Origin of the sequence: Enterobacter sp. BIDMC 29 (genome assembly GCF_019378755.1) — a bacterium.
Taxonomy (GTDB): domain Bacteria; phylum Pseudomonadota; class Gammaproteobacteria; order Enterobacterales; family Enterobacteriaceae; genus Enterobacter; species Enterobacter ludwigii.
Genome location: NZ_CP080000.1, coordinates 74,696 through 90,966 on the forward strand (window position 1 = coordinate 74,696; position 16,271 = coordinate 90,966).

The following is a 16,271-nucleotide window of genomic DNA, read 5'->3' on the forward strand; positions in this document are numbered from 1 at the left end:
GACCGGTCTCCCATTTTGTGACATCGGCCGTATGATAGAGGCCAGTGTCACTCAATCTTGCGGAGAACGATATGTCAGTGAAGCGTGTGGTTATGGTTGTCGATATGCAGCAAGGGGTATTTGCAACGCCGCGTTACCAACGCGAAAAATGTGTTTCGCTTATCAATCAGCTCACGCAGGCCGCCGAACGGGTGATTTTTATTCAGCATACCGGTGAAGGCGGTCTGGAAGAGGGGAGCGAAGGGTTTGCGCTGCTGCCTGAACTCCATCAGCCCGCTGACGCGCTTTACGTCACCAAGACTGCCTGCGATGCATTTTATAACACCGCACTTGAAGCGGTGTTGCGCGAGCAAGGTATTCGCGAGTTTGTCATCTGCGGCTGTGCCACCGATTACTGTGTCGACGCGACCATCAAGAATGGGGTCAGCCGTGGCTATCACATTACCGTGGCGGAAGATGCCCATACCACGGCTAATCGTCCGGCAGCCGACGCGCCCATTCTGATTAACCATTACAACGACGTCTGGCGTGACTTTATTGCGCCGGCCAATCCTCTCGCGGTGAAACGCACCGAAACAATTCTCGAAAACTGGAAAGCGAACTAATAATTAACCCTCGGGTCTGACCTTTTTGCCTGCGCCGTCTGGCTCAGGCGAGATTTTCGTGTGGTGATGTGTTGAGCACAGCAACAGCCATAACAACAAGAAGGATGCATTATGTTTAAGTCTTTTTTCCCAAAGCCGGGGCCTTTTTTCCTGTCGGCATTTATTTGGGCACTGATCGCTGTCATTTTCTGGCAGGCTGGCGGCGGGGCGTGGTTGGCCCGCATTACGGGCGCAACGGGTGACGTCCCGATCAGCGCCGCTCGCTTCTGGTCGCTTAGCTATTTGCTGTTTTACGCCTACTACATGGTATGCGTTGGCCTGTTTGCCCTGTTCTGGTTTGTCTATGCGCCGCACCGCTGGCAATACTGGTCGATTCTGGGAACCTCGCTGATTATCTTTGTGACCTGGTTCCTGGTGGAAGTGGGGGTGGCAGTAAACGCCTGGTATGCCCCGTTCTACGACCTTATCCAGACCGCGCTGAGTTCGCCGCATAAGGTAACCATTAATCAGTTTTACCATGAGGTGGGCATTTTCCTCGGTATCGCGTTGATTGCGGTGGTGATCGGGGTGATGAACAACTTCTTCGTCAGCCACTACGTTTTCCGCTGGCGTACCGCGATGAACGAACACTATATGGCGCACTGGCAACACCTGCGTCATATTGAAGGTGCAGCACAGCGTGTGCAGGAAGACACCATGCGTTTTGCCTCCACCCTTGAAGACATGGGCGTCAGCTTTATCAACGCCATCATGACGCTGATTGCCTTCCTGCCGGTGCTGGTGACACTCTCGGCTCACGTGCCGGATCTGCCTCTTGTCGGTCATCTGCCGTATGGGCTGGTGATTGCGGCGATTGTCTGGTCTCTGATGGGGACGGGGCTGCTGGCGGTGGTCGGGATTAAGCTGCCGGGGCTGGAGTTTAAAAATCAACGCGTGGAAGCGGCTTATCGTAAAGAGCTGGTCTACGGTGAAGATGATGCTAATCGTGCCTCGCCACCAACCGTACGTGAGCTGTTTGGTGCCGTGCGTCGCAACTACTTCCGTCTCTACTTCCACTATATGTATTTCAATATTGCGCGCATTTTGTATCTGCAGGTCGATAACGTTTTCGGTTTGTTCCTGCTGTTCCCGTCCATCGTTGCGGGTACGATTACGCTCGGTCTGATGACCCAGATAACAAACGTTTTTGGTCAGGTGCGTGGCTCATTCCAGTATCTGATCAGCTCCTGGACCACGCTGGTGGAACTGATGTCCATCTATAAACGTTTACGCAGCTTTGAGCGTGAGCTGGACGGCCAGGAACTGCAGGAAGTCACCAATACATTTAGCTAATACAGGGAGTTGCTATGACCTTTGCCGTACCGCGTGCGTTACCGTTGTCCTTACTGGCTGCTCTGGTGCTGGTAGGGTGTGCCGAAAAAGGGGCTGCCCCGCTTAAAGAAGGGGAGAAGCCTGTTGATGTGGCAAGCGTTGTGCGGCAAAAAATGCCCGCCAGCGTGAAAGATCGCAATGCATGGGCGGATGCGCTGGCAAAAACCTTTGAAAGCCAGAAGATTGCTCCTACCGAGGAGAACATCTGCTCGGTACTGGCGGTGGCGCAGCAGGAATCAATGTACCAGTCAGACCCGGTCGTGCCGGGTCTGAACAAAATAGCCTGGAAAGAGATCGACCGCCGTGCGGAATCGATGCATATCCCGGTATTTCTCGTGCATACCGCGTTTAAAATCACCTCGCCAAATGGAAAAAGCTACAGCGAACGGCTGGACACGGTAAAAACCGAGAAACAGCTCAGCGCCATCTTTGATGATTTCATCAGCATGGTGCCGATGGGGCAGACACTGTTTGGTTCACTTAACCCGGTACACACCGGCGGGCCGATGCAGGTCAGCATTGCCTTTGCGGAAAAGCATACCGACGGCTACCCGTGGAAAATCGACGGTACGGTGCGTCAGGAGGTCTTCTCCCTGCGTGGCGGCCTGTGGTTCGGCACTTATCATCTGCTGAACTATCCGGCGAATTACAGTGAGCCGCTGTACCGCTTTGCGGACTTTAACGCGGGCTGGTATGCCAGTCGTAACGCGGCGTTTCAGAATGCGGTCAGCCGCGCGAGCGGCGTGAAGCTGGCACTGGATGGCGATCTTATTGCCTACGGCAGCAGCGAGGCTGGCACCACGGAGCGGGCGGTGCGGAAATTATCGAACAGGCTTGGCATGAGTGAGAGCGACATTCGCCATCAGCTTGAGAAAGGCGATAGTCTGGCGTTTGAGAAAACCGATCTGTACAAGAAAGTCTTTACGCTTGCAGAACAGAAAAGTGGGAAAACATTACCGAGGGCAATCCTGCCGGGTATTCAGCTGGAAAGCCCGAAGATCACGCGTAACCTGACAACCGCCTGGTTCGCAAAACGCGTGGATGACCGCCGGGCTCGCTGTATGGGGCTTTAAAAGCGACGGCGAAAACGCAGTACTAATGCCACAACGCCTAAAATCATACACCCTGCGAGGAAAGGAATGAGGCCAAACAGGGTGCTTACGCCAAAACCAATTTCCACTCGCGGGCGTCCGTTATCCTGCACCTGCATCAGGTGTTCATAGACTCCTGGTGCATGAACCAGCATATTGAGTAGCTGCGAACCCGCCCAGAAACAGAACAAGACAAACAGGGCATAAGCGATATTACCCGCCGTGGAGGTTTTTGGTTGTTTACCGCCAAAAATCGGTTTCGACAATGTAAAGTCAGCCATCACGACCTCCCGATAAATCACTCTGTTTTATATGCGTCTTACAAGGTGAGTTTGACAGGTCATAGCATTTGTCAATATCAGAATCGTGTTAATTTACCCTAAGGAATTCTCCTGGATTGTCGAATTCTGCAGCGCATCACAATTTCTTAACTTAATTGAAACAACAGCGTGTTTCAGAATTTCCGCATCAGCCACAGACCTCGTCATAAATCTGTGAGAGGATATCTTTTTTTCCTGCCGGAGTTTGTCATGAAGCTCACTTCCAAACTACGCCGTGACTGGCATTACTACGCCTTTGCTATCGGGCTGATCTTTATTCTTAACGGTGTCGTGGGGCTGTTGGGATTTGAAGCAAAAGGGTGGCAAACGTATGCCGTGGGTCTGGTGACCTGGGTTATCAGCTTCTGGCTGGCGGGGATGATTATCCGCCGTCGTCCTGAAGAGACGACAGCGGATGAGACGGAAACGGCGAAAACTCCCGATTAACCGTTTACGGAGCTTTTCAGGGCGCTGTCCGCAGCATGACGCTCCAGCGCCAGTTCAATCAGGCGGGTGATAAGTGCTGAGTAGCTAAGCCCGCTGGCCTGCCACAGCTTGGGATACATGCTGATGTTGGTGAAGCCCGGCAGGGTGTTGATTTCATTAATCACCACCTCGTTTTCAGGCGTCAGGAACACATCCACGCGCGCCATGCCGCTGCAGCCGAGCGTCTGATAAGCGTTAATCGCGATCGCGCGGATCTTATCGTTGATTGCCGGATCGATATTCGCAGGCACAACAACCTGGGCGCCTTTATCATCAATGTATTTGGTGTCGTAAGAGTAAAAATCACTGTTTAACACCACTTCACCGCAGGTGCTTGCCTGTGGGAAATCGTTGCCCAGCACGGCGCACTCAATTTCGCGGCCTTTGATGCCCTGCTCAACCACCACTTTATGGTCAAACTCAAACGCCAGGTTGACCGCTTGCGTGAACTGCGCTTCGCTTGTCACCTTGCTGACCCCGACGGAAGACCCCTGGTTTGCGGGTTTCACAAACAGCGGCAGGCCCAGCTGACCGGAAATCTGAGCGAAGCTGTGTTGGTCACGGTTGGCGCGGGTGAGGGTGACAAACGGCGCAATATTCAGCCCTGCATCACGCAGCAGGCGCTTGGTGACATCTTTATCCATGCAGGCAGCGGAACCCAGCACATCAGAACCGACAAACGGCAGGTTGGCCATGCGCAGCATCCCCTGCAGCGAACCATCTTCGCCAAGGGTGCCATGAACGATAGGGAAGACCACGTCAATCTGGGCGAGAGACTGCGCATTACCGGCGTCGATGAGCTGCCCTTGCACCACGCCGGGTACGGTCGCGACGCTGATTGCAGAAGGATTCAGGGCGATATGCGCCGGATCGTCAGCATTTAACAGATACTGGCTGGCATCGTTGACATACCACTGCCCCTGTTTATCTATGCCCAGCAGCACCACGTCGAAACGGCTTTTGTCGATTGCATCGACGATATTTTTGGCCGATTGCAATGAAACCTCGTGCTCCGCTGATTTTCCCCCAAAGACAATACCTACGCGCTGCTTTGCCATCTCACTCTCTTCCAGTCTGACGAAAAACCAATAACATACCACGATGCCCAGCGGGTTTCGCGGCCTTCTGCCATAATGTTTTGGGGAATGTTAAGGGGGGAGCGTGAAAGGAAAAACTCTGCTGACCGTTTTCATTATTGTGGGTGTCGCAACGGTGGGGTATCGCTGGTTGCCGTCTTACTACAACCCTTTCTCGCCCCTACATCTCGACGACCCGCCAGGCCGCATTACCCAGTATAAGCTTCGGAACTTAACGCCCCAGGCGTGCGCGAGCCTGTTATCGCAGGCCAATCAACGCGCGCTTATCCGCACACAACCGGTCGCAGACAGCGGTGGGGAGTGTCCACTCCGTAACGTCGTCCGGGTACGTCACTTCGGTCCGGTCAGCCTGAACAGCAGTTTCCTTGCGAGCTGCCCGCTGGCGCTCAGTTCTGCCTTGTTTATCAGCCAGCAGGCCCGGCCACTCACCAGACGCTATACGGGAAGTGAGCTGACGCGTATTGAGCATCTCGGCAGCTTTGCCTGCCGCAACATTTACCATCGCCCCGACGCGCGACGCAGTGAACATGCCACGGCAGAGGCACTGGATATCACGGCGTTTGGGCTGGCAAACGGTGAGAGGGTCACGGTACAAAACGGCTGGAAGGCGACCAAAACGCAGCCATGGCTGAAAGGCATGCTGGCGGCGAGCTGCAGCTATTACGGTAACAGCCTGGGGCCAGAGTATAACGCTGCCCATGCCAGCCACTTTCACCTGGGGATGCGCGGTTTCGGTCTCTGCCGCTGAAGCATAATATTCCGTCATAAAATGGATGATTTGTGACTTATTTCACAAATATGATGACTGGGAAGATAAAACACCAAAGTCGGCAAGTGCGCATCTCTGGTGCGACGTCATAACGCGTAACTTGCTAATCTGTCGGCGAATTCGCCTAAAAATGAAGACTATTTCTTTTATGGAATCCTGGAAAGTAAATCTCATCTCGGTCTGGTTCGGGTGCTTCTTTACCGGGCTGGCCATCAGCCAGATATTGCCCTTCCTGCCACTGTACGTGTCGCAGCTGGGCGTTACCTCCCATGAAGCGCTCTCCATGTGGTCAGGTCTGACGTTCAGCGTCACGTTTCTGGTCTCTGCCATCGTCTCGCCGATGTGGGGCAGTCTGGCCGACCGCAAAGGGCGCAAGCTGATGCTGCTGCGCGCATCGCTGGGGATGGCGATAGCCATTCTGCTGCAGGCCTTTGCCACTAACGTATGGCAGCTCTTTTTCCTGCGAGCGGTGATGGGGCTGACGTCCGGGTATATTCCGAATGCCATGGCGCTGGTGGCCTCGCAGGTGCCCCGTGAACGCAGCGGCTGGGCGCTGAGTACGCTCTCTACTGCTCAGATAAGCGGGGTCATTGGCGGCCCGCTGCTAGGGGGCTTCCTCGCCGATCATGTGGGGTTGCGCGCGGTGTTTATCATTACGGCCATCCTGCTGGTGGTCAGTTTTCTGGTCACGCTCTTCCTCATTAAAGAGGGAGGACGCCCCGTCATCAGCAAAGCTGAACGCCTGAGCGGCAAGGCCGTTTTCGCCTCGCTGCCCTATCCGGGCCTGATGATCAGCCTGTTTGTGACCACCATGGTGATCCAGCTTTGCAACGGTTCGGTCGGCCCGATTCTGGCGCTGTTTATTAAGTCGATGGAGCCAGACAGCAATAATATTGCTTTCCTCAGCGGGATGATTGCCGCCGTCCCGGGCGTATCAGCCCTCATTTCGGCGCCACGCCTTGGAAAACTGGGCGACAGGATCGGCACGGCGCGTATCCTGATGGCCACGCTGATTTTTGCGGTGGTGCTCTTTTTCGCAATGTCGTTTGTCACTTCTCCGTTTCAGCTTGGCGTGCTGCGGTTTCTGCTGGGCTTTGCCGATGGTGCGATGTTACCCGCGGTGCAAACATTGCTGGTGAAATATTCCAGTGACCAGGTAACGGGCCGTATTTTTGGCTATAACCAGTCGTTTATGTATTTAGGTAACGTTGCCGGTCCGCTTATGGGAGCCGCTGTTTCGGCAATGGCCGGTTTCCGTTGGGTATTTGCTGCTACCGCCATTGTGGTGCTGATAAATATTATTCAACTGGCTATTGCACTGCGTCGCCGCAGACAAATGGCGGAGGCGAAGTCGGCGCGATAACCGTTTCGCAGATGTATTATATATTCTTATGGTCGCCGCATTTTTATATAACTAAATGCGGCGTTTTTTATAGAAAAACGTTTCGCTGAAAGCCGCGAGGAATCTATTTTTCCTGCCGCATCACTTTTGCATAACATAATAAATTTCTTCTCTTTGCATAATGGATTCAGAATGCTAAGTTCAGACAAAACGGATAAGGAAATAGCACCATGAAAAATCTCATTGCTGAGTTGTTGGTCAAGCTTGCACAAAAGGAAGAAGAGTCAAAAGAGTTGGTCGCCCAGGTTGAAGCGCTGGAAATTGTGGTCACCGCGCTGCTGCGACAAATGGCGAAAAACGAACAACAGACGTTGATTGAGAACGTTGAAGGCGCGCTGGAAAGCGTCAGACCCGATTCCCAGGTGCCGGTTGAGGATGCTGAAATGCTCCGCCAGTACGTAAAAAAGCTGTTAAGGCATCCTCGCAACTAAACCATCATGGAACCTGACGGCGTGTCATAGAATTGTCATGCAGGATGCCTATAGTCGCTCTGTTTTATTTTTTATGTATTTGTACATGGAGAAAATAAATTGAAACAGAGCGCACTTTTCATCGCATTACTTCCCCTGTTAATGTCACCCGCTATTTATGCCGACAATCACAATACCAGCGTGCTGGATAATCGTGCGGCCAAAGGGGATATCACCCAGCCTGGCGGCGCGCGCCGGTTGACTGAAGATCAAACCGCCGCCATTCGCGCTTCGCTGAATGAGAAACCCGCTAAAAACATTATTCTGCTGATTGGCGACGGGATGGGCGATTCCGAAATAACGGCAGCACGAAATTATGCCGAAGGCGCGGGCGGCTTTTTTAAAGGTATCGACGCACTGCCTCTCACCGGACAATATACCCATTACGCGCTGGATAAAAAAACCGGTAAACCCGATTACGTGACGGATTCTGCTGCCTCTGCCACGGCGTGGTCCACCGGTGTGAAAACCTATAATGGTGCGCTGGGTGTGGATATTCACGAAAAAGATCACCAGACCATTCTGGAGATGGCTAAAGCGGCGGGACTGGCTACCGGCAACGTCTCTACGGCTGAACTTCAGGATGCAACGCCAGCGGCGCTGGTGGCTCATGTCACCTCGCGTAAATGCTACGGCCCGTCGGTGACCAGCGAAAAATGCCCGACTAACGCGCTGGAAAAGGGCGGCAAAGGCTCGATTACGGAACAACTGTTGAACGCACGTCCTGACGTGACGCTTGGCGGCGGGGCGAAAACCTTCGCGGAAACCGCAACGGCGGGCGAATGGCAGGGCAAAACGCTGCGTGAGCAGGCGCAGGCTCGCGGCTATCAGCTGGTGAGTGATGCATCTTCTCTGGCGGCGATTACCGAAGCAAGCCAGGATAAACCGCTGCTGGGTCTTTTCTCTGATGGCAATATGCCGGTGCGCTGGGAAGGACCAAAAGCATCCTACCACGGCAACATTGATAAACCTGCCGTAACCTGTACGCCAAACCCAAAACGTACCGACAGCATCCCGACGCTGGCGGCGATGACCGATAAAGCGATTTCACTGCTGAGCAAGAGTGAAAAGGGCTTCTTCCTGCAGGTGGAAGGCGCGTCGATCGATAAACAGGATCATGCGGCTAACCCGTGCGGTCAGATTGGCGAGACGGTCGATCTGGACGAAGCAGTGCAGAAGGCACTTGAGTTCGCGAAGAAAGACGGCAACACCCTGGTGGTCGTTACCGCAGACCATGCGCACGCCAGCCAGATCATCCCAGCGGATACCAAAGCACCGGGCCTGACGCAGGCGCTGAACACCAAAGACGGCGCGGTGATGGTGTTGAGCTATGGCAACTCTGAAGAAGAGTCCATGGAGCATACCGGAACCCAGCTGCGCATCGCAGCATACGGTCCGCATGCGGCAAACGTGGTAGGGCTGACCGATCAAACGGATCTGTTCTACACCATGAAAGCGGCTTTGGGGCTGAAATAATAAAAGCCCGGCGGAAATCACATCTGCCGGGTGGTTTTTTTCCTGTCACGAACCAGACTTACAGTGAATGTTCACAAAAGGATGGTGCAATGAAAACAACATTACTGGTTACTCTGCTCTCGAGTCTGTTTCTGATCTCATCGGCGAACGCGGAAGAGAAAACATTAACACCGCAGCAGCAACGCATGACCACCTGTAATCAACAGGCGACCGCACAGAGCCTGAAGGGCGATGCCCGTAAGACCTACATGAGCGGTTGCCTCAAAAACGGTGCCGCGAAACCGGGTGAGAAAAGCCTGACGCCGCAGCAGCAAAAAATGCGCGAGTGTAATGCGAAAGCGACCGAACAGTCCCTGAAAGGCGACGATCGCAGCAAGTTCATGAGTGCCTGTCTGAAGAAAAACGTGTAGTCCTATCGGGTGAGTGGCCCCGGCGGCTCACCCGAAATTTCATACTTTCCCCGTAAGCCCCCTCTCTATAATTTGGGAAATATTTCAGAATATTCCCAAAAATGATGAATGATGAATCTTATTACAATATAAAGCGCATTCGGGAAGAGTGGAATATGACCCTTTCTCAGGATGACCCCCACCGTACCGGGATCCCGTTTGCCCGGCGAGCCCGGCTGGCGCGTGTTGTCGGACTGGCAGCGATGTTCTTCCCCCTCTCTGGCGTACTGGTCACCTTTTCTGTATCCGGCGTCTGGTGGTTGTTCCTGGTGGGGTGGGCATTTGTCTGGCCCCATTTCGCCTGGCAGTGGTCCTGCCGTGCTGCTTCGCCTCATCAGCAGGAACGTTTTAATCTGAAAATTGATGCCATTATTGCCGGGCTTTGGATCGGCATGATGGGGATCAATGCGCTACCTGCGGCAGCGCTGCTGATGATGGTGGGAATGAACATGATGGGGTCCGGCGGGTGTCGGCTGTTTTTTACCGGCATCATGTTAACCCTTCTGTCTTCCCTGGTGACGATCCCCATCGTGGGCCGGGTGGCTGTCTTTAACCCGGAGCCTCTGGCATGGGGCTTAACGCTTCCCGTGCTGGTGTTGTATCCGATGCTTTTTGCCTGGCTCAGCCATCGTACTGCCATCAGGCTTGCAGAGCATAAACGGCGGCTGGAGCTGATGAGTACCCGCGACGGCATGACCGGCGTCTTTAATCGCCGGCACTGGGAAGTGCTGCTGAGAAATGAATTTGAACACTGTCGCCGCAACCACTGCACCGCCACGATTTTGCTTATCGATATCGATCATTTTAAGAATATCAATGACACCTGGGGCCACGATGTGGGTGATGAAGCGATCATTGCCCTGACGCGGCAACTGCAGCTAACGGTGCGTTCCGGGGATGCGATAGGCCGTTTTGGCGGGGATGAGTTTGCGGTGATCATGTCCCGGACGGCGGCTGACAGTGCCATCGCCGTGATGTCACGCGTACATGAACGGCTGGAAACGCTGTCGTTACCGTGTGCGCCCAAGGAATCTCTGCGTATTAGCGTCGGTGTCGCGCCCTGGGGACCGCAGTTCGGGCACTATCGGGAGTGGTTAAAAGCGGCCGATGTGGCGCTGTATAAGGCCAAAAATGCCGGACGCGGCCGCACCGAGGTGGCCGCCTGACGTCCGGAGCAGATAATCAGGATTTACTCAGTTTCTCTGATTTTTCCATGCATTTTGTCATCGCTTCAATAACGGCCGAACGGAAGCCGCGCTCTTCCAGCACCCGCACCGCCTCGATAGTGGTTCCGCCTGGCGAGCAGACCATATCTTTCAGTTCACCCGGATGTTTACCGGTCTCCAGCACCATTTTGGCAGAGCCCATCACGGCCTGTGCAGCGAATTTATACGCCTGCGCTCGTGGCATGCCGCCAAGCACCGCGGCGTCGGCCATCGCTTCTAAAAACATAAAGACATACGCAGGCGCTGAACCGCTCACTCCCACTACCGGATGGATCATGGATTCGGCAATGACTTCCGCTTCACCGAAGCAGCGGAAGATGTTCAGGACATCCGCCACGTCTTCCGACGTCACCAGCGCGTTAGGCGTGACGGAGGTCATGCCGGCGTTAACCAGTGACGGGGTATTCGGCATAGCGCGTACGATTTTACGGTCATGACCCAGCGCGCGCGCCAGCTGATCGAGCGTGACGCCCGCGGCAATCGATACGACCAGCGTCTCTTTGTTCAGGCTGGTGGTGATGTCGCTCAGCACTTTGATCATGATGTTCGGCTTGACGGCGCCAAAGACAATATCGGCTACCTGAGCCACTTCCTGGGCGCTTTCGGCTGCGTTGATCCCGTACCGATCGCGTAACGCGGCGACGTTGTCCGGTGATGGGGTGTAGACCCAAATCTGACCCGGCAGCACCTGTCCGCTGGCGATCAGGCCACCCAGGATGGCTTTGCCCATGTTACCGCAGCCGATAAACCCGATTTTCTTATCCATCACGATTCTCCGTCATTATGCGTTGTTTTCTCTGATTGATAGCTTAACAACGAAATGCAGGCGACAATAGTCGGCAGAATCATTATGGGGAGACAATATGGCGATTTGGGTTGATGCGGACGCGTGTCCGAATGTGATTAAAGAGATTTTATTCCGCGCGGCCGAGCGCGTGCAGATGCCGCTTACGCTGGTGGCGAACCAGAATATTCGCGTACCGCCTTCCCGATTTATTCGCGCATTGCGGGTTCCGGCTGGTTTTGACGTGGCGGATAACGAGATTGTGCGTCTGTGTAGTCCCGAGGATCTGGTGATCACGGCGGATATCCCGCTGGCCGCGGAAGTAATTGAAAAGGGAGCGGCGGCGCTGAACCCGAGAGGGGAGCGTTATTCGCCGGCGACCATTCGTGAAAGACTCACCATGCGTGATTTTATGGATACGCTTCGCGCCAGCGGCGTGCAAACCGGCGGGCCAGACAGCCTGTCCCAGCGCGATCGCCAGCAGTTCGCCGCAGAGCTTGATAAGTGGCTGCTCGAAGTCAAGCGTCGCACTGCGTAATGATAACCATTGTCACTTTGTGGTACAGTATGGCCTCCGCAGGGTTGTCATCCCGTACCGCTTTGCAGTAAAGTAAACGCAACATCTTCTGCAATTATTTCTTTACGCTCTTCGGCCATCCGGCATCAAGGGGAACACCTGGTTATGACCCAACCCATCTTTTTAGTTGGCCCCCGCGGCTGTGGGAAAACCACCGTTGGCCTGGAACTGGCACGCGCGTGCGATCGTCAGTTTGTTGATACCGACCACTGGCTGCAAACCGAAGCCGGGAAAAGCATCGCGGAAATCGTTGAGCAAGAGGGGTGGGAGAGCTTTCGCGCCCGTGAAACGGCCGCGCTGAAGGCGGTCACCACGCCGTCTGCTGTTATCGCAACCGGTGGCGGCATTGTTCTCGCCGAGTGTAACCGTCGCTTTATGCGCGAAAAAGGGATTGTCATCTACCTCAGCGCACCCGTTTCGGCCCTGGTAGGGCGGCTGGAAGCATTTCCGGAAGAGGGACAACGTCCTGCGCTGACCTCCCGGCCGCTCAGCGAAGAGGTGAGCGAAGTGCTGGCCGAACGCGATGCGTTATACCGCGAAGCGGCACACCACGTTGTGGATGCTTCCGCTTCACCCGAGGACGTGGTAATTCAGATTATTACCGCCCTGCGTTTGGCTTGTGCCAGCTAAGCGGCGTCTATACTTATAGCTCAGACATAAAAAAAGGATGAGCTATGCCAACCAGACCTCCCTATCCACGTGAAGCACGCATCGTTACCGTTGAAAAAGGCAATGGCGATCAAACCATCACCTGGTATCAGCTGCGTGCCGATCACCCCAAACCAGACTCTCTGATCAGTGAACATGAAACTGAACAGGAAGCGCTGGATGCCAAACGGCGCTACGAAGATCCTGATAAGTCGTGAATGAATTCCTAAAGGGCTAAATACCGTGCCTGAATCACACTTTTTACTCATCGCAAATGTTAAGCAGGGGTTAATATTTAGTTATTACAGGTAACTCCGTAACGGGCAGGCGATCTTTACATTTCGCGATGGGGATCACCTGCTACGCTTGGTGCTGTTTTGTTGAAAAAACGAACTGTGCAGCGTAGTGAGCCTGCACCTGTGTGAAAGATTTAGCGGTAATGGAAGGCGATGAAGATGAAGGCGACGTTGGCGATCCTCACTATTGGTGTGGTCCCTGTAAGCGAAGTGTTACCGCTCTTAACCGAGCATGTATCTGAACAACAGATAACGCATCTAAGCCTGCTGGGGAAGATGAGTCGGGAAGAGGTCATGGAAGACTACGCTGTAGAGGCGGGGGAGGATCCCCTGGCGACGTTATTAAGTGACGGTAAACTGGCGCATGTTTCGCGTCAGAAAATCGAGCGCTCGCTGCAGAGCGTAATAGAAGTGCTCGATAATCAAGGCTATGACGTTATTTTACTGATGAGTACTGCACCTGTTAAGGGACTCATCGCGCGTAATGCGATTTTGCTGGAGCCGATGCGGATCATTCCGCCGCTGGTGGCCTCCATTGTTGACGGGCATCAGGTGGGGGTCATTGTTCCCATTGAAGAGCTCATGGACAACCAGACGGCAAAATGGCACGTACTCGAAAAAATGCCTTTGTATGCGCTGGCCAATCCCTTCTGGGACAGCGAGGCCGCGCTGATTGAGGCGGGACGGGAACTGCTGGAGAGAGGGGCCGATGTGTTGATTCTGGACTGCCTTGGATTCCACCAGCACCACCGTGATTTACTGCAAAAGGCGCTGGATGTCCCGGTGCTGTTGTCCAATGTTCTGATGGCCCGGCTGGCCGCAGAACTGTTGATCTAATGATTTTGCGTGACAGGTGATGATCATGGCCCCTATAGTGAATTTTTATCTAAAAATATAAGGGCCAGTTCATGCTTCAAAGTAACGAATACTTTTCCGGTAAAGTGAAATCCATTGGTTTTACCAGCAGCAGCACTGGCCGCGCCAGTGTCGGCGTTATGGCTGAAGGGGAATACACCTTTGGTACAGCCGAAGCTGAAGAGATGACGGTGATCAGCGGTGCGCTCAACGTCTTACTGCCGGGGGAAACAGAATGGAAAGTTTACTCTGCCGGACAAGCGTTCAACGTCCCTGGCCACAGCGAATTCCATCTGCAGGTTGCTGAACCGACCTCTTATCTGTGCCGCTACCTGAAATAAAACGTTTTATTCCCTCTCCCTGCCGGGAGAGGGTCACTGCAGGCATTACCGCTGCGCTTCGCCGCCGAGGCCTTCCACCAGATTCTGAATTAACGCTGCCAGCTCTCCGGTCATCAGGATAAAGTCCGCGTCAAAGCGCTGGGCGTAATCTTCACGATCGATATCTTCGTTCTGATCGCGCAGCTCATCGCAGAATTTCAGACGCTTCACCGAGCCGTCATCGCACATCACAAACTGAATACGCTGCTGCCAGTCGAGTGCCAGTTTGGTTACCACTTTGCCCGCTTCAATGTGTACGGCGATCTCGTCGCTCACCAGATCCTGCTTTTTCGCGCGGATCACGCCGCCATCTTCGAGCAGGGCTTTGAGCTCGGCTTCATCAAGGATCTGGAAGCCCTGGGCTGCTGTACCGCTGCGCACCCATTCGGTCAGGGTCAGTTCAATCGGCGTTTCCAGCGCCAGCGGAACGACCGGTAACGATCCGATGCTTTTGCGCAGCAGGGCCAGCGTATCTTCCGCTTTTTTGGCGCTGGCGCAGTCCACCATGATCAACCCGTTAACGGTATCGATCCACATCATTGTCTGGCTGAAACGGCTAAAGGCGCGCGGCAGCAGAGAGTGCAGAACTTCGTCTTTCAGCGAATCTTTTTCGGTTTTTTTCAGCTTGCGACCCTGTTCGGCTTCAAGCTTGAAAATTTTCGCTTCGAGCGCCTGCTTGACCACCGGCGTGGGCAGAATTTTTTCTTCTTTGCGGGCGCAGACGATGATTTGACCCGTGCTGCTGGCGTGGGTCAATGCATCGCTTTGTGAACCCATTGGAGGAACCCAACCGGTTTTTGCCATATCCTGGCTACCGCAAGGGGAAAAGCTATAAGCGGCTAACTGTTTTTCCATCTCTTCTGCACGCAGCGAAACGTCGCGGCTGAGACGGTAAACCATCAAATTTTTGAACCACAGCATGATAATTTCCACGGCCTTGTCGTTAAATCAGCGGGCATGATAACGAATTGTCGCATCGCTTGCATTGCTAATCGGGAAGCGGGCTTCTACTCTGTTGATAATCAAAATAATGAGGAGTGTCTTGTGCGTATTGGGATTGATTTGGGCGGCACCAAAACAGAAGTCATCGCACTGAGCGAGCAGGGGGAGCAACTGTTCCGCCACCGTCTGCCTACGCCGCGCGATGATTATCACCAGACTATCGAGACGATTGCCCGGCTGGTCGACATGGCTGAGCAGGCGACAGGGCAGACCGGCACCGTTGGGATGGGGATCCCGGGCTCAATCTCGCCCTATACCGGGGTGGTTAAAAACGCCAACTCCACCTGGCTCAACGGTCAGCCTTTTGATAAAGATTTAAGTCAGCGCCTGAACCGGGAAGTGCGTCTGGCAAATGACGCCAACTGTCTGGCCGTCTCCGAAGCCATTGACGGTGCCGCCGCAGGGGCCCAGACCGTCTTTGCGGTCATTATCGGGACCGGCTGTGGCGCAGGCGTGGCCCTGGGCGGGCGCGCTCATATTGGCGGCAACGGTACGGCGGGCGAGTGGGGACATAACCCCCTGCCGTGGATGGATGACGATGAACTTAAATACCGCGCCGAGGTGCCGTGCTATTGCGGCAAGCAGGGCTGTATTGAGACGTTTATCTCCGGCACCGGTTTTGCCACCGATTACCATCGCCTGAGTGGCCAGCCACTCAAGGGGAACGAGATTATGCGCCGGGTCGGGGAACACGATCCGGTGGCTGAGCTGGCTCTCAGCCGCTATGAAATGCGGCTGGCGAAATCCCTGGCGCACGTGGTGAATATCCTTGACCCTGACGTGATTGTGCTCGGCGGCGGGATGAGCAACGTCGACCGTTTATATGCCACGGTACCGAATCTGGTGAAGCAGTGGGTCTTCGGCGGCGAGTGTGAAACCCCGATCCGCAAAGCGGTGCACGGGGACTCCAGCGGCGTGCGCGGCGCCGCGTGGCTCTGGCCGCTATAGCCATTCTCCCTCTCCATAC

General features: G+C 54.4%; 20 protein-coding genes. 16 read left to right on the forward strand and 4 right to left on the reverse strand.

Features of this window, described 5'->3' with window-relative positions:
* The first annotated feature begins 71 nt into the window (after positions 1-71).
* The 3 genes from JTA15_RS00335 (at position 72) to JTA15_RS00345 (ending at position 3,049) form a co-directional block, all read left to right on the forward strand.
* Positions 72-605, forward strand: coding sequence for an isochorismatase family protein (locus tag JTA15_RS00335; RefSeq protein ID WP_025205011.1), 534 nt, complete (start codon positions 72-74; stop codon positions 603-605).
* Between the two features lie 111 nt (positions 606-716).
* Positions 717-1,937 carry a peptide antibiotic transporter SbmA gene (sbmA, locus tag JTA15_RS00340; protein WP_014168811.1) on the forward strand — a complete coding sequence of 407 codons (1,221 nt, stop codon included), beginning with the start codon at positions 717-719 and terminating at the stop codon, positions 1,935-1,937.
* Between the two features lie 14 nt (positions 1,938-1,951).
* Complete coding sequence (locus JTA15_RS00345; RefSeq protein WP_014168812.1) at positions 1,952-3,049, forward strand: DUF1615 domain-containing protein; 1,098 nt, start codon at positions 1,952-1,954, stop codon at positions 3,047-3,049.
* Here JTA15_RS00345 and JTA15_RS00350 read toward each other — a convergent pair.
* Positions 3,046-3,348, reverse strand: a complete 303-nt coding sequence (locus tag JTA15_RS00350; protein ID WP_020885246.1) for a DUF2755 family protein — start codon at positions 3,346-3,348, stop codon at positions 3,046-3,048. The two genes, JTA15_RS00345 and JTA15_RS00350, sit on opposite strands and share 4 nt — an antisense overlap.
* A gap of 249 nt (positions 3,349-3,597) precedes the next feature.
* Between JTA15_RS00350 and JTA15_RS00355 the strand changes: the two genes are divergently transcribed.
* Positions 3,598-3,834 (forward strand): DUF2754 family protein, encoded by a 237-nt coding sequence (locus JTA15_RS00355; RefSeq protein ID WP_025205000.1) that lies wholly within the window; start codon positions 3,598-3,600, stop codon positions 3,832-3,834.
* On the opposite strand, the gene ddlA is transcribed toward JTA15_RS00355, so the two are convergent.
* The gene (ddlA, locus tag JTA15_RS00360) at positions 3,831-4,931 is read right to left on the reverse strand and encodes a D-alanine--D-alanine ligase (RefSeq protein ID WP_219372724.1); all 1,101 of its coding nucleotides are present in this window, start codon (positions 4,929-4,931) and stop codon (positions 3,831-3,833) included. The two genes, JTA15_RS00355 and ddlA, sit on opposite strands and share 4 nt — an antisense overlap.
* A gap of 103 nt (positions 4,932-5,034) precedes the next feature.
* Here ddlA and JTA15_RS00365 point away from each other — a divergent pair, with 103 nt between their 5' ends.
* The 6 genes from JTA15_RS00365 (at position 5,035) to adrA (ending at position 10,702) form a co-directional block, all read left to right on the forward strand.
* The gene (locus tag JTA15_RS00365; protein ID WP_219372725.1) at positions 5,035-5,718 is read left to right on the forward strand and encodes an extensin family protein; all 684 of its coding nucleotides are present in this window, start codon (positions 5,035-5,037) and stop codon (positions 5,716-5,718) included.
* Positions 5,719-5,887: 169 nt separating this feature from the next.
* The gene (locus JTA15_RS00370; protein ID WP_020885242.1) at positions 5,888-7,102 is read left to right on the forward strand and encodes a multidrug efflux MFS transporter; all 1,215 of its coding nucleotides are present in this window, start codon (positions 5,888-5,890) and stop codon (positions 7,100-7,102) included.
* A gap of 209 nt (positions 7,103-7,311) precedes the next feature.
* Complete coding sequence (iraP, locus tag JTA15_RS00375) at positions 7,312-7,572, forward strand: anti-adapter protein IraP (RefSeq protein ID WP_014168818.1); 261 nt, start codon at positions 7,312-7,314, stop codon at positions 7,570-7,572.
* A gap of 99 nt (positions 7,573-7,671) precedes the next feature.
* Positions 7,672-9,087: an alkaline phosphatase gene (gene phoA, locus JTA15_RS00380; protein ID WP_020885241.1), complete on the forward strand. Its 1,416-nt coding sequence runs from the start codon at positions 7,672-7,674 to the stop codon at positions 9,085-9,087.
* Between the two features lie 89 nt (positions 9,088-9,176).
* Positions 9,177-9,497: a phosphate starvation-inducible protein PsiF gene (psiF, locus tag JTA15_RS00385; RefSeq protein ID WP_219372726.1), complete on the forward strand. Its 321-nt coding sequence runs from the start codon at positions 9,177-9,179 to the stop codon at positions 9,495-9,497.
* A gap of 101 nt (positions 9,498-9,598) precedes the next feature.
* On the forward strand, positions 9,599-10,702 hold the full coding sequence (gene adrA / locus JTA15_RS00390) for a diguanylate cyclase AdrA (protein ID WP_219372727.1): 1,104 nt from the start codon (positions 9,599-9,601) through the stop codon (positions 10,700-10,702).
* Between the two features lie 16 nt (positions 10,703-10,718).
* Here the strand turns inward: adrA and proC are convergent, their stop codons facing one another.
* Positions 10,719-11,528: a pyrroline-5-carboxylate reductase gene (gene proC / locus JTA15_RS00395; RefSeq protein ID WP_020885239.1), complete on the reverse strand. Its 810-nt coding sequence runs from the start codon at positions 11,526-11,528 to the stop codon at positions 10,719-10,721.
* A 97-nt stretch (positions 11,529-11,625) separates the two neighbouring features.
* Here proC and JTA15_RS00400 point away from each other — a divergent pair, with 97 nt between their 5' ends.
* From JTA15_RS00400 to ppnP, 5 genes are all read left to right on the forward strand, one after another.
* The gene (locus tag JTA15_RS00400) at positions 11,626-12,084 is read left to right on the forward strand and encodes a YaiI/YqxD family protein (RefSeq protein WP_014168823.1); all 459 of its coding nucleotides are present in this window, start codon (positions 11,626-11,628) and stop codon (positions 12,082-12,084) included.
* Positions 12,085-12,228: 144 nt separating this feature from the next.
* Entirely contained in the window at positions 12,229-12,753 is a 525-nt protein-coding gene (gene aroL, locus JTA15_RS00405; RefSeq protein ID WP_020885238.1) for a shikimate kinase AroL, read from the forward strand.
* Positions 12,754-12,797: 44 nt separating this feature from the next.
* A complete protein-coding gene (yaiA, locus tag JTA15_RS00410; protein ID WP_192983476.1) occupies positions 12,798-12,989 on the forward strand; it encodes a protein YaiA in 192 nt (63 codons plus the stop codon).
* 237 nt (positions 12,990-13,226) lie between these two features.
* Positions 13,227-13,904, forward strand: a complete 678-nt coding sequence (locus tag JTA15_RS00415; RefSeq protein ID WP_025204994.1) for an AroM family protein — start codon at positions 13,227-13,229, stop codon at positions 13,902-13,904.
* Between the two features lie 71 nt (positions 13,905-13,975).
* Positions 13,976-14,263: a pyrimidine/purine nucleoside phosphorylase gene (ppnP, locus tag JTA15_RS00420; RefSeq protein WP_014168827.1), complete on the forward strand. Its 288-nt coding sequence runs from the start codon at positions 13,976-13,978 to the stop codon at positions 14,261-14,263.
* A 45-nt stretch (positions 14,264-14,308) separates the two neighbouring features.
* Here the strand turns inward: ppnP and rdgC are convergent, their stop codons facing one another.
* Positions 14,309-15,223, reverse strand: a complete 915-nt coding sequence (rdgC, locus tag JTA15_RS00425; protein WP_014882739.1) for a recombination-associated protein RdgC — start codon at positions 15,221-15,223, stop codon at positions 14,309-14,311.
* A gap of 123 nt (positions 15,224-15,346) precedes the next feature.
* Between rdgC and mak the strand changes: the two genes are divergently transcribed.
* A complete protein-coding gene (gene mak / locus JTA15_RS00430) occupies positions 15,347-16,252 on the forward strand; it encodes a fructokinase (protein ID WP_025204991.1) in 906 nt (301 codons plus the stop codon).
* Positions 16,253-16,271: the final 19 nt, after the last annotated feature.